The sequence below is a fragment of the Fervidicella metallireducens AeB genome (genome assembly GCF_000601455.1).
In the GTDB taxonomy this organism is placed as follows: Bacteria; Bacillota; Clostridia; order Clostridiales; family Caloramatoraceae; genus Fervidicella; species Fervidicella metallireducens.
The window spans coordinates 44943-59041 of the sequence record NZ_AZQP01000014.1 but is presented as its reverse complement, the minus strand read 5'-3'; the positions used below and the strand labels follow the sequence as shown (position 1 = coordinate 59041).

Sequence of the window (14099 nt, the reverse complement as noted above, 5' to 3'; positions counted from 1 at the left end):
CTGCGGGTGTTCCTATCCTTAGTCCACTGGTTACAAATGGGCTTAATTTTTCAAAAGGTACAGTGTTTTTATTAACTGTTATGCCAACTTCATCTAAAAGATGCTCTGCTTCCTTTCCTGTTATGTTTTTGTTTGTCAGATCTACCAGCATCAAGTGGTTATCTGTTCCACCAGAAACAATGTTAAATCCCCTCTTAATAAGTTCCTCTGCCAGTGTTTTAGCATTTTCTATTACATTTTTCTGGTATTCCTTAAACTCTGGTGTCATAGCTTCCTTAAAACAAACAGCCTTTGCTGCTATAATATGCATTAATGGCCCACCCTGAATTCCAGGGAATATACTTTTATCTACCAATTTTGCATATTTCTCTTTACAGAGAATAGCTCCACCCCTTGGTCCCCTTAGTGACTTATGGGTTGTTGTTGTAACAAAGTCTGCGTATTCAACAGGATTTGGATGTAACCCAGCAGCTACAAGCCCTGCAACATGTGCCATGTCAACCATCATATATGCTCCAACTTCATCGCATATTTCACGTATTTTCTTAAAATCTATAATCCTTGAGTAAGCACTTGCTCCAGATACTATCATTTTTGGTTTTTCTTCAAGGGCTGTTTTTCTTAATTCTTCATAGTTGATATAACCTGTTTCATCTACTCCATATGAAATAAAGTTATAGAGTATTCCGGAGAAATTAACTGGACTTCCATGAGTTAAATGTCCTCCATGGCTTAAATTCATACCTAAAACCTTATCTCCTGGCTGCAATACTGAAAAATATACTCCCATATTTGCCTGTGAACCAGAATGTGGCTGTACGTTAGCATGTTCAGCTTTGAAAAGCTCTTTTATCCTATTTCTTGCTATATCCTCAACAATGTCAACATATTCACAGCCGCCATAATATCTTTTTGAAGGATAACCCTCAGCATATTTATTGGTTAAAATTGAGCCCATTGCTTCCCTTACAGCTTCACTTGTGAAGTTTTCTGATGCAATAAGTTCAATCTTATTCTTCTGTCTTCCTGTTTCTAGCATTATAGCTTCATATATCTCAGAATCTACCTTTTTAAGTGCTTCCAAACTCATTGTATTACCCCCTTATTTTTTAGATGGAACCATATGAATTGCCTCACCGTTGATACCCATTACCGCTTCTGCAAATGCTTCAGACAGAGTTGGATGGGCATGAATGATTCCAGAAATTTCTCTGCATTTCATTCTGCTACCAACAGCTAAAACTCCCTCATGTATCAAATCTGAAGCATGTGGTCCCATAATATGAACTCCTAAAATAATATCATCCTCAGCAGAGGCAATTACCTTTACCATACCTTCAGCCTCTCCAAGGGCTAGAGCTTTGCCATTGGCTCCAAAGAGGAATTTACTGGTCTTATATGGTATTCCCTTTTCCTTTGCCTCATCCTCAGTTATCCCAACCGTTGACATTTCTGGAAAAATGAATATACATCCAGGTACATATTCATTTTTATTTTCTTTTTTAAGCCCCATAATCTTCTCAACTGCTGCTATTCCCTGATGTGAGGCTGCATGTGCCAACATGCTGATACCATTAACATCTCCGATGGCATATATCCCTTCAATATTTGTCATGTAATTTTCATCAACCTTAATACCCCTTCTATCAAAGGAAACTCCGATACCCTTAAGGTTTATCTCATCAACAACAGGGGTTCTGCCAGCTGCAATTAAAACACAATCTCCTTCAAAGGATAACTCTCCTTTTTTACCTTCACAATAAATTCTGTATATTTCACTGTCCTTTTCTATTTTGTTTACCTTAGTTGATGTGTAAATATCAATTCCACGTTTTTTCAGGGATACTGAAAGCCTCTTAGTTAAATCGCTGTCTACCTGCGCCAGTATACTTGGCATATATTCAATTACTGTAACCTTTGTACCCATTGCATTGAAAATGCCCGCAAATTCCATTCCAATAACCCCTCCACCAATTATAAGGAGTTTTTCAGGAATTCTTTCAAAATCCAGTATCTCTTCACTTGTAAAAATTCCAGGTAAATCTGCTCCTTCTATTGGAGGCATTGATGGTTTTGAACCCGTTGCGATAATTATATTTTTTGTTTTTATTTCTAATTCCGATCCATCTACAAGGGAAACACCAACAGTTTTACTGTCTATTAACCTTCCCTTGCCATTAATAACCTCAACCCCATTTGCCTTTAATAATTGTGCTATTCCATCTGTAAGCTGTGTAATGACCTTTCTTTTTCTGTTTTGTATCTTATCAACATCTACATCATAACTTGAAACGCCTATTCCAAACTCATCTATATTTTTCAATGTGTTTAAAATTTCAGCATTTCTGTATAAAGTTTTAGTTGGAATACATCCCCTATTAAGACATGTACCACCCAGTTTATCCATTTCGATTAATGTAACCTTAGCTCCAAGTTGTGCTGCTCTTATTGCAGCAACATATCCCCCTGGTCCGCCTCCAATTACAACAATATCCTTTTCCATTGTTACCCCTCCATAAGCCCAGCTGTTTATTCCTTAGACCATTTTAAAATTGGATTTCTTGCTGCCTTTACTTCATCTAGTCTTCTTACAGGCGTATTATAAGGCGCTCCCTTTAGAATTTCTGGTTTTTCCTTTGCTTCAACAGAGATTTTAATCATTGCATCTATAAATCCATCTAATGTTTCCTTACTTTCTGTTTCAGTAGGCTCAACCATGATTGCACTATCAACAATTAAAGGGAAATAAATAGTTGGCGGATGATAACCGTAATCTAAAAGTCTCTTAGCTATATCTAAAGTAGTAACTTCATTAACTTCTTTACCTAACCCTCCTAAAACAAACTCATGTTTACAAATCTCGTTAATTGGAAGGTTATAGTGTTCCTTCAGATTTTTCATAAGATAGTTTGCATTTAATACAGCTATTTCACTGGCTTTCTTCAGGCCTTCAGCACCCATGCTCAATATATACGCATATGCCTTTATCATAACCCCAAAATTGCCGTAAAAGCTTTTTATTTTTCCAATAGAATCAGGCTTGTTATAATTTAAAATATATCTTTCACCATTTTTTTCAATTACAGGCACCGGAAGAAAATCTACTAAATCTTCTCTAACTCCAACCGGACCGCTTCCTGGTCCACCACCACCATGGGGTGTTGAAAAAGTCTTATGAAGATTTAAATGAACTACATCAAATCCCATATCCCCAGGTCTTGCAATTCCCATAATTGCATTCATATTGGCTCCATCGTAATATAACAGTCCTCCAGCTTCATGGACTAAATCAGCTATTTCCTTTATATTCTTTTCAAATAAACCAAGTGTACTAGGGTTAGTTAACATTAGCCCGGCAACTTCATCATCTAATACTGCCTTAAGATTTTCCAAATCTACTGCTCCATCTTTTGTGGATTTAATCTCTATAATTTCAAAACCAACAACAGCAGCACTTGCTGGATTTGTTCCATGGGCTGAATCAGGTACTATTATTTTTTTCCTCTTAAAATCTCCTCTTTTCTCATGGTACTTTTTAATTATCATAAGTCCTGTCATTTCTCCATGTGCTCCAGCAGCAGGTTGTAGGGTAACTGCCTTCATGCCTGAAATTTCTGCAAGCTTACCTGATAAATCATACATAAGCTCCAAAGCACCTTGAACAGTATCTTCACTTTGATATGGATGAAGATTTGTAAATTCAGTTAATGCTGCCATATCCTCATTTATCTTTGGATTATATTTCATTGTACAGGAGCCAAGTGGATAAAAACCATTATCAACACCGTAATTTTTGTTTGATAAAAGTGTAAAGTGTCTAACAACATCACCTTCACTTACCTCTGGAAGTTCAGGACTTTTATCTCTTAAAAATTCTTTAGGGATAAATTCTTCAAGATTTCTTTCTGCTACATCTATTTGAGGAAGGGAATATCCTACTCTGCCTTCCCTTGAAATTTCAAATATCAGCTTATTATACTCCTTCATCTTATCCCCTCCATCAACGCAACTAGTGTATCAATTTCATTCTTTGTACGTTTTTCTGTCACACAAAGCAACATGGAATTTGTATAATCAGGGTAATCCTTTCCTAAATCATAACCCCCGATTATATTATTTTTTAGCAGTTCCTGATTTATTTTTTCAATCTCTGAATTACACTTTACTGCAAATTCTTTAAAGAAGGGTTTATTGAACAAGGGCTTATAAATTCCTGTGTTATTTAATTTATTTAGTGCATAGTGAGCCTTTTGTGTACTCTGAACTGCAACTTCCCTGAGACCTTTTTTACCCATTGTTGTTAAGTAAATCGCTGCTGTCAGTGCATTTATTGCCTGGTTTGAACAGATATTTGAGGTTGCCTTCTGTCTTCTTATATGCTGCTCCCTTGCTTGGAGTGTCAAAACAAAAGCTCTTTTTCCATCTACATCCTCTGTTTGTCCTACAATTCTTCCAGGCAGCTTTCTCATAAGTTTTGATGTTGTAGCCATAAATCCAAGGTATGGTCCCCCGTAATTCAGGCTGCTTCCAAGACCTTGTCCTTCTCCAACAGCTATATCAGCTCCCTGTTCAGCTGGAGATTTTAATAATGCCAAGGAAACAGGATCAACGTTCATAATCAGCATTCCCTTATTTTCATGAACACACTTTTCAATCTCTGTAACATCCTCTATTATTCCAAAGAAATTTGGTGACTGAACAATAACCCCCGCTGTTTTATTGCTAACTACAGCTTTCAGTTTTTCAATATCAGTTACACCGTCATTATCCTCAACTTCAACATATTCAATTCCCCTGAAATATAAATATGTTTTTAATGTCCTTCTAATTTCTGGGTGAACAGTTTTAGAAACAACAATGGAATTCCTTCTTGTATTATCGCATGCCATAAAAGCAGCCTCTGCTGTTGCTGTAGCTCCATCATACATAGAAGCATTAGAAACATCCATGCCTGTCAGGCTACAAATCATGCTTTGATATTCAAAAATTACCTGAAGGGTTCCTTGGCTGATTTCAGGTTGATAAGGTGTATAGGCAGTATAAAACTCTGCCCTTGAAGTTATATGTTTTATTACTGAAGGAATATAATGATCATATGCACCTGCACCTAAAAAACAAATGAGTTCATCTGTTGATTTATTTTTCCTTGCTAAATTCTCTATATGATTTTTAACTTCAATCTCTGACATTGGTCTGTTTAAATTCAGCCTTCTATTGAGCTTGATTGATTCTGGAATATCTTCAAAAAGGTTTTCAATGGAATCTATTCCTATGTTACTTAAAAGTTCTCTCTCATCATCCTGTGTATTAGGAATATATGGATACATATTATTCCTCCTTACTGCAATGTTCTTCATAGTCTTTTGCAGTCATAAGATTGTCTAGTTCAGATTTATCTAACAGTTCAACCTTTATCATCCAGTTTTCAAAAGCATCTTTATTTACAAGTGATGGGTCATCTGAAATTTCTTCATTTACTTCAATGATTCTAGCGCTTACTGGAATATAAATATCAGCTGCAGCCTTTACAGATTCAATTACACCAAAGGCATCCCCTGCATTAAACTGGGCATCAACCTCAGGTAATTCAACAAATACTATATCTCCAAGTGCATGTTGTGCATAATCTGTAATCCCGATATAAGCTTCATTTCCTTCAACTCTTATCCATTCATGGTCATTGGTATAAAGTAAGTTTTCTAAAATTCTCATAAGAAACTCCCCCTTAATAATTTATTTTTTATAATTTTTTGTATAGAATTTTCTACTTACAACTTTAGCCCTTTGAGGCTTATTTCTGATAACTATTTCAACCTCACTCCCTAATTCAGAGTTTTCAATATCAACAATTGCAAGACCTATATTTTTCTTTAATGTTGGTGAAAAATATCCAGTTGTAACAAAGCCAGTTACCTTCCCATTTGCTAACACATCGTATCCATGTCTTGGTATTCCCTTATCTATCATCTCAAAGCCTACTATTTTTCTTTTTAATCCTTCTTCCTTCTGTTTCAACAATGCTCTTTTTCCAATGAAGTTTTCTTTATCTAACTTAACAAAAAAACCATAACCAGCCTCCAGTGGTGTTATTGTTTCTGAAATTTCATTACCATATAGAGGCAAATTAGCCTCAAAACGCAAGGTATCCCTGCATCCTAGACCTGCTGCTTTTAATCCCTCATTTTTGCCTGCATCCATTATTTTTTCCCATATCTTAACAGCATTGTCATTATCCATATATATCTCAAAACCATCTTCTCCTGTATATCCTGTTCTTGATACTAAACAATCAACACCATCAATCTTTACATTTCTTTTGCAGTAGAAAAATTTAATCTCTGATAAATCAAAATCAACTAATTTCTGAAGAATATCCTGTGCCTTAGGACCCTGAAGTGCAATTTCTGCTATATTTGATGAAATGTTATCAAGTTCTACGTTAAAACCCTTCTTATTTTGTACCATCCATTGGAAGTCCTTGTCTACATTGCTGGCATTAACTACCAGGAAATAATGCTCATCATTAAATTTATAAACAAGTAAATCATCTACAACTCCACCATTTTCATAGCACATCATACTGTAGATAACCTGTTGATTTTCTAATTTTGAAATGTCATTTGTTATAAGATTTTGAATGAAATCAAAGGCTTCCTTACCCTTAACCTCAATTTCTCCCATATGAGAAACATCAAAAATACCTGCAGAGTTCCTTACAGCTTCATGTTCTGGAATTATTCCATCGTATTGAACCGGAAGTTCCCACCCAGCAAAATCAATAACTTTGCCGCCATACTTTGAGTAGATTTCATATAGAGGTGTCCTTTTTAAATTTTCCATATTATCCCCCTCATTCCTTTATTTGTTATGTATACTTACAAAAAAGAGATATAATGGCAATAAAAAATAAAGTGCCATTATATCTCTGTATTTTTACCTGAGAGTTTTTACATTTACATGTATTGCTCCTACGGTGCGTAACGTCTTTCCAGAGTTCCATCAGATTACGATCCTTTTGCCTGAAAGCTTTTATAGAAACTTGGCGATTTCTATATTTCTCCATCGGCTATCCTTAAGGATATCTCTCGCAATCGTCATATGGTAATATTTATAACTACAATTAAATAATACCAAATTACTTTGGTCCATTTCAATAGTTAATTCAAAATATTTCTGAAATTTTGCAATTAATCTTTAAGGATTTGTGGAAATTTTGTTTGTTTTGTGATAATTTAGTAGTTGATTAACTTCACATTAGGGGGGCCTTATTATGTTGTATATTGATAGCCAAATTACAAATCCTTATTTTAACCTTGCCTTTGAAGAATATTTTTTAAAAAATTTTTCTGAGGAATGTTTCTTTCTTTGGAGAAACAAACCGGCAGTTATCTTAGGTAAAAATCAAAATGCATATTCTGAAATTAATCTTAATTATGTTAAAGAGAATAATATTCCAGTAGTTAGAAGGATTACCGGTGGCGGCGCCGTTTTTCATGATCTTGGAAACATAAATTTTACCTTTATATCAAATAATCCAACAAATACCTTTGCTGATTTCAGAAGATTTACAGCACCAATTATAGATGCATTAAAAGAACTGTCAATAAACGCTGAACTGTCAGGTAGAAATGACTTAACCATAGATGGACTTAAATTCTCTGGGAATGCCCAATGTAAATTCAAAAATAGAATTATGCACCATGGAACTCTGCTTTTTTCATCAAATATGAAAAATCTTTCTGAAGCTTTAAATCCTAGGCCAATTAAATTTCAAGGCAAAGGTGTTCAATCTGTTGCCAGCAGAATAACGAATATAGATAAGCATCTAAAAACCCCAATGGATGTAACTGAGTTTAAAAGTTTCTTAATGAAATTCGTTATGGCTTCAGATGAAAATGCGGCTCTTCATGAATTAACTGATGAGGAAATAAATAATATAAATAAGCTTATGACAGAAAAATATATGACATGGGAATGGAATTTCGGAAACTCACCTAAGTTTAATCTTACCAACGAAAAGAAGTTTGATGGCGGTATTGTAGAAGTTAACTTAAATGTAGACAAAGGATTCATAAAGAATATTAAATTCTTCGGTGATTTCTTTGGACAAAAGGACATAAAGGAAATAGAGGATGCACTTACTGGTGCTAAACATTCTGAGGAAGATGTCTATAAAATACTAGCAAACTTTGATATTAACAGCTATTTTTCAAATATTACAATTGATAACCTAATCCAGTTGATGTTTTAATCAGATAACCAGATACCAAAACAATAATGTTCATTAGAAAGTGCTTTTAACCTACTTGTTAAGTTAGTTAAAAACATTTTTATTATGTAATGGGACATTTCACTTTTATTTTTACATGTATAAAAAATCCTTATTTTGTCAATAATCTTAAAAAAACAAATAAGGAGTGAATTGAATGCCCAGAGTCGCAAGAGTTAAAGATAACTATTCTATCAATTATATCGTTGTAAAGGGTACCAGCGATGCCCCTCTTTTTAGAGATGAAAATGATATGGTTGAGTATTTGGAGTTATTAAAAAAATATAAGGATGTATACGGATTTAAAATCTATGCTTATTGTATAATGAGAGAATATGGTCATTTTATTATAAATCCCTGTGGAGCTGATATTTCAAACATAATGTCAAGTATCAATATAGGCTATTCAGGAAAATACAATAGAAAATATAACAGACATGGTCACGTATTTTATGAAAGATTCAGAAGTAAGATTGTGAAGGATGACCTTGAACTTAAAGCCTTAACATTATATATACATAACAGTCCCTCCCAGCTTGAAACATATGAGGAACATCCTGAAAAATATGAGTATTCAAGCCTTGGGCTTTATATAGGTGCAAGGGATGATTTTGATTTAGTAGATAAAGAATTTGTAATGGAGTTTATAGGAGAAAGTACAAAGGCTAGAAAAAAATATTTAGAACTTGTTTCCCAATATGATGCAGAAAAGATAATTCAGGAAATGGAAACTTTTAGCAAAATATCTAATGAAAGATATTATGCTAAGGAAGCCAGTGTTCAGATCAACATTGAGGATATTCTTGATTTTATATCAAATCATACAGGTGTCAGCAGATTAAGACTTCATTCTAAATATATTAAAGAATCTAAGGACATCAGAGCAATAACAGCATTTATACTAAAAAATTATTACCATTTAAAAAACGACGAAATATGCAAAATTTTAGGTGATATATCATCTTCAAAGGTTTCAAAAATGTTCTTAGAAGGGCTAAAACTTGTTGAAGAAAATAAAGAATATAACTATCTTGTTGAGGAATTAAGAAAAAAATTTATTATTTAACATAAAGATGTAGATTTTTCTACATCTTTATTTTTATCTCCTCCTGAATTTTTAGATATTTTCAAAAATTATATTAATAATGATTTTACAATTTGCTATAATGTTATAGAAATCAACTGTAAAGGAGTCGACATTATGGATGTTTTAATTGGTATGATATGTTCTTTTATATTGCTTATAACTTCAATTATTAAAGGTGTTTTCATCGGTTATCCACTAATTATCTGTTATTTAATTTTTTTTATCATATCCTACAAAAGAAAATATTCTTTAAAAGAAATAGCTATAATGTCCTATAATGGTGGGAAAAAATCCTTTGTTGTACTTAAAATTTTTGTGCTAATCGGTATCATAACTGCTATCTGGATGTCATCTGGAACTGTACCTGGAATAGTTTATTACGGCATTCGTCTTCTTAATCCCAAATTTTTTATCCTCTATGCTTTTTTAATAAGCTCCTTTGTTTCTTTCTTATTGGGTACATCTCTTGGAACTGTTAGTACTGTGGGTATTGCACTTATAGTTATGGCTAAAAGCGGAAACATAAATGAAAATATGGTAGCAGGTGCTATTATAGCAGGTGCATACTTTGGAGATAGATGCTCTCCAATGTCATCAAGTGCCAATTTAGTAAGTAACTTAACTGAAACAGATATTTTCAATAACATTAAAAATATGTTTAGAACTTCTTATATACCATTTGCAATATCTGTAATATTTTATGCTGTACTTTCATATTTTCAACCTTTAAATTTTTCAGGAAAAAGTATAGATACAGATATTGTTAAAATATTTACTATAAATTGGATTGTAATTCTTCCTGCAGTCGTTATTCTCCTTGCCTCTTTATTAAAAATCAATGTGAAAATATCAATGGTATTAAGTATATTTACTGCAATTATTATCAGTTTATATCTTCAAAATTACAAAATATCAGCCCTTATCAGTTATATGATTATGGGATTCAAATTAGATACAGCTACACCTCTTCAATCCATAATAAAAGGCGGAGGACTAATTTCTATGTGGAAAGCCTCCCTGGTTGTTTTTGTATCCTGCTCCCTTGCGGGAATTTTTGAAGGAACTGATATGCTTAAAAATGTTGAAAAACTTACTTCAAAATCAAGCACCCGTAAGGGTCTGTTTAAAGATACTTTACTTGTTAGTATTATGACTGCAGCCTTTGGTTGCAATCAATCAATTGCTGTAGTTCTTACAAATCAGATAATGGGAAGAACCTATACTAAAAAAAACATTGATAAATATGAACTTGCCCTTGATATAGAAAATACGGCAATAGTTTTAGCTGCACTTATACCTTGGAACATTGCAGCCTTTGTTCCAACATCAACCATGATGGTTGATACTGTCAGATACCTTCCATTTGCTTTTTATTTATATTTACTGCCGCTGACATATCTGATTAAATTGAAATCTCCTGATGAATTAAAAACTTCATACCCTCTATAACAATATATAAGGGCTGTTGCACTAACAGTTGAAATTACTAATGCAACAGCCCTTTTTTGGTGAGAATTCTCCTTTATAATCCAGCAATAATTAACTGTCCCCATATACATATACATTGCTTGTTGCTACTATATTGGCACCTGTATTAAGAATATTTTTATATATAATTTCACCAATTTTAATAGGAGCTTTAACCTTTATATTTTTTAAGACCCTAATACAATCAAAAATTTTATCCTTAGGTATATCCTTATCTGTTTTGACAGCCACCATTTCATCTTTTCCGCCAATAACCTCCAGGGTTGTTGTAATAATCCTGGTTGGGTTTGTACATTCCTTCATTGCATAATCTATTCCTCTTTTACACTGATTTCCTGATACTTTAACAACATTATTATGCTCTATATCAACCTCCAGGCTACAGCCTAAGGGACAGCCGATACAGATAAGTTCCCTTTTATCCATTTAAATCACCTTCTACTTTAATAGTAATATTTTTACACTGTGGATATTTGCTGAACACATCCTTTCTTATGGTTACTGTTTCCATTTCCCCTGGAGTTAAAATTCTCTTTTTAATTTTAATCTCCAACCTCTCATCAAAATAAACACATATATAACTGTCCCTATATAAATTTGATACCCTGAATCTAATATCAATATTATCCTTTACGTTTTCTGGATTTATATATTGAGGAACAGTATATCTGACCCCACATTGGGCATTTACAACAATAGCTTTTTTATTTTTTATCCTGCTACCCTTAATATATTCTGCAGCACTCTTTCCAGCTTTAATACTTTCCATTGTTACATAATCAACTAAATCATGAACATGCAAAACATTTCCGCAGGCAAATATTCCATCAGCTTCAGTTTCCATACTCTCATTTACCTCTGGCCCTGAAGTTACCTTAGAAAGCTTAATACCTGCACATTTTGTTAATTCGTTCTCAGGTATTAGTCCTACTGAAAGTAAGAGGGTATCACATGGAATAAATTCCTCAGTCCCTATTATAGGCTTTCTGTTTTCGTCTACCTTGGCAATCGTTACTCCCTGAAGCCTTTCTTTTCCCTTAATATTAACAACAGTATGACTGAATTTAAGTGGAATATTAAAATCATCCAGACATTGAACAATATTTCTCTTTAAACCTGTTGAATATGGCATAAGCTCAATTACACATTTAACCTTTGCTCCCTCCAGTGTCATTCTCCTTGCCATTATAAGCCCTATATCACCTGAACCTAAGATTACAACCTCTTTACCAGGCATATATCCTTTAATATTAACAAACTTTTGGGCTGTCCCTGCTGAATATATACCTGCACATCTTGAACCTGGTATATTTATGGCTCCTCTTGGTCTTTCCCTGCAACCCATTGCAAGTATTATTGATTTTGCCTTTATTTCAAGAACTCCATCAACACTGTTTACAGCTGTAACTATCTTTTCTTTATTGATATTAATGACCATTGTATTAAGTTTATATGGTATTTTATTTTCCTCTATCCTGTCTATAAATCTCTGGGCATATTCTGGGCCTGTCAGTTCTTCCTTAAATATGTGGAGTCCAAAACCATTGTGGATACACTGATTAAGTATCCCACCAAGTTTATCTTCTCTCTCAATTATCAATATATTATTAATTCCCTCCTCTTTTACACTTAGAGCTGCTGCAAGTCCTGCCGGGCCGCCACCAATTACTAAAACATCAACCTCCATCATAACTTCTCCACCACCTACTCAATTCCATCCTTATTTTTATTAGTTAATAGCCTTGACTCTCCACCAAATTTAGTAACATCAGTTATTGGTATATTCAACTCCCTTGCCAGTATATCAACTATTCTTGATGTACAAAAGCCACCCTGACATCTCCCCATACCACTTCTGGTTCTCCTCTTAACGCCATCCAAAGTTGATGCCCCAAGTGGTCTTTTGATAGAATCAATAACCTCCCCTTCTGTAATCATTTCACATCGACATACAATTTTTCCAAATGCAGGATTATTTTTAATTAAATTTTCCCTTTCCTCATTACTCATTTCTCTAAACTTTGGTATTCCCTTTCTTATTGGGTTATAATCTTCCCTAATATTCGGTTTTATCTTATTTACAACGATATCTTCTATTGTTTTAGCAATGGCTGGTGCTGCTGAAAGTCCTGGTGATTCAATTCCTGCAGCATTTATAAAACCTTTTGCATCCTCAGCCTCACCAATTATAAAATCATTGTTAACAGGATGTGCCCTAAGTCCTGCAAAGGATGATATTATTTTATCCATAGGAAGCTCTCTTAAAGTTCTTTTTCCCATATTGAGAGCGTACTCAAGCCCCTCATTTGTTGTAGTTACATCCTCTTTATCCAAAATATTAAGTGCGGTGGGGCCTATAAGTAAGTTTCCGTCAACTGTTGGGGTAACAAGAACACCTTTTCCCATTTTAGTTGGGATTTGAAATATAGTTCTTGATATTACACCACCAAGAGATTTATCAAATAAGCAGTACTCCCCTTTTCGTGGAATTATCTCAATATTGTTTCTACTCACCATATTGTTTATATTATCAGCAAATATACCTGCTGCATTTATTACCATTCTGGTATGGATTTTGCCCTCAGACGTCTTTATTTCAAATCCATCTGAGACTTTTTTAACATCCATTACCAGGGTATTAAATTTAAACTCAACTCCATTTTCAACTGCATTTTCAGCAAGTGCTATTGTCATTTCATATGGGCAAACAATACCAGCTGTTGGAGCGTATAAAGCAGCTGCAACATCATCTGATAAGTTAGGCTCCATTTTCTTCAGTTCATCTTTATTTATAATTCTAAGCCCTTCTATTCCGTTTTCCTCCCCCTGCTTCAAAAGCCTGTTGAGGATTTCTATTTCATCAATGCTGAAACAAACAACCAAAGAACCAGTTCTCTTAAATGGAAAATCCAGTTCCTTTGATAGTTTATCAAACATTTGATTTCCTAAGGCGTTCATTTTTGCTTCATAGTTCCAGGTTTTGCATCATATCCAGCATGTATTATTGCACTATTCGCCTTGGTAGTACCACATGCCACATCACATTCCTTTTCTAGAAGGCATATTTTAAGTTTATATTTAGAAAGTTCCCTGGCTATTGAGCATCCAATAACGCCTCCACCTATTATTGTTATATCAAACATCTCTTTCCCCCCTTAATATTTTTCAAAAACAAAAAAGCCACTATTTAAGAACTTAATCCTAAATAATGGCTCTCATTTACTCTGCCACAGGTTAAATTTTGTAAAATTTGAT

At 33.9% G+C, this 14099-nt stretch carries 11 protein-coding genes, 1 pseudogene and 1 riboswitch; of the genes and pseudogenes, 3 read left to right on the top strand and 9 right to left on the bottom strand.

From position 1 onward, the window contains the following. The 6 genes from Q428_RS06150 to gcvT all read right to left on the bottom strand — a co-directional run. A partial coding sequence (locus Q428_RS06150; RefSeq protein ID WP_035379180.1) for a serine hydroxymethyltransferase occupies positions 1–1090 on the bottom strand: 1090 nt, incomplete at its 3' end. Between the two features lie 12 nt (positions 1091–1102). Further along, positions 1103–2503 carry a dihydrolipoyl dehydrogenase gene (gene lpdA, locus Q428_RS06145; protein WP_035379178.1) on the bottom strand — a complete coding sequence of 467 codons (1401 nt, stop codon included), beginning with the start codon at positions 2501–2503 and terminating at the stop codon, positions 1103–1105. Between the two features lie 26 nt (positions 2504–2529). Next, positions 2530–3987, bottom strand: a complete 1458-nt coding sequence (gcvPB, locus tag Q428_RS06140) for an aminomethyl-transferring glycine dehydrogenase subunit GcvPB (RefSeq protein WP_035379177.1) — start codon at positions 3985–3987, stop codon at positions 2530–2532. Further along, entirely contained in the window at positions 3984–5327 is a 1344-nt protein-coding gene (gene gcvPA / locus Q428_RS06135) for an aminomethyl-transferring glycine dehydrogenase subunit GcvPA (RefSeq protein WP_035379175.1), read from the bottom strand. Before gcvPA ends, gcvPB begins: the two co-directional genes overlap by 4 nt. A gap of 1 nt (position 5328) precedes the next feature. Then, complete coding sequence (gene gcvH / locus Q428_RS06130) at positions 5329–5712, bottom strand: glycine cleavage system protein GcvH (RefSeq protein ID WP_035379173.1); 384 nt, start codon at positions 5710–5712, stop codon at positions 5329–5331. A 21-nt stretch (positions 5713–5733) separates the two neighbouring features. After that, positions 5734–6840 carry a glycine cleavage system aminomethyltransferase GcvT gene (gcvT, locus tag Q428_RS06125; RefSeq protein ID WP_035379171.1) on the bottom strand — a complete coding sequence of 369 codons (1107 nt, stop codon included), beginning with the start codon at positions 6838–6840 and terminating at the stop codon, positions 5734–5736. A gap of 75 nt (positions 6841–6915) precedes the next feature. After that, positions 6916–7002: riboswitch (glycine riboswitch) on the bottom strand. Between the two features lie 268 nt (positions 7003–7270). On the opposite strand from gcvT, the gene lplA reads away from it, so the two are divergent. The 3 genes from lplA to Q428_RS06110 all read left to right on the top strand — a co-directional run bounded on the left by lplA (position 7271) and on the right by Q428_RS06110 (position 10805). Further along, positions 7271–8251, top strand: coding sequence for a lipoate--protein ligase (gene lplA / locus Q428_RS06120; protein ID WP_035379169.1), 981 nt, complete (start codon positions 7271–7273; stop codon positions 8249–8251). Between the two features lie 175 nt (positions 8252–8426). After that, positions 8427–9335: a transposase gene (locus tag Q428_RS06115; protein WP_035379167.1), complete on the top strand. Its 909-nt coding sequence runs from the start codon at positions 8427–8429 to the stop codon at positions 9333–9335. A 135-nt stretch (positions 9336–9470) separates the two neighbouring features. Beyond that, entirely contained in the window at positions 9471–10805 is a 1335-nt protein-coding gene (locus Q428_RS06110; RefSeq protein ID WP_035379165.1) for a Na+/H+ antiporter NhaC family protein, read from the top strand. Positions 10806–10895: 90 nt separating this feature from the next. On the opposite strand, the gene Q428_RS06105 is transcribed toward Q428_RS06110, so the two are convergent. The 3 genes and pseudogenes from Q428_RS06105 to Q428_RS06095 all read right to left on the bottom strand — a co-directional run bounded on the left by Q428_RS06105 (position 10896) and on the right by Q428_RS06095 (position 13987). Further along, positions 10896–11270 carry a DUF1667 domain-containing protein gene (locus tag Q428_RS06105; protein ID WP_035379163.1) on the bottom strand — a complete coding sequence of 125 codons (375 nt, stop codon included), beginning with the start codon at positions 11268–11270 and terminating at the stop codon, positions 10896–10898. Then, on the bottom strand, positions 11263–12534 hold the full coding sequence (locus Q428_RS06100) for an NAD(P)/FAD-dependent oxidoreductase (RefSeq protein WP_035379161.1): 1272 nt from the start codon (positions 12532–12534) through the stop codon (positions 11263–11265). Before Q428_RS06100 ends, Q428_RS06105 begins: the two co-directional genes overlap by 8 nt. A gap of 14 nt (positions 12535–12548) precedes the next feature. Next, positions 12549–13987 (bottom strand): annotated as a pseudogene (locus Q428_RS06095) (FAD-dependent oxidoreductase). Positions 13988–14099 lie beyond the last annotated feature (112 nt).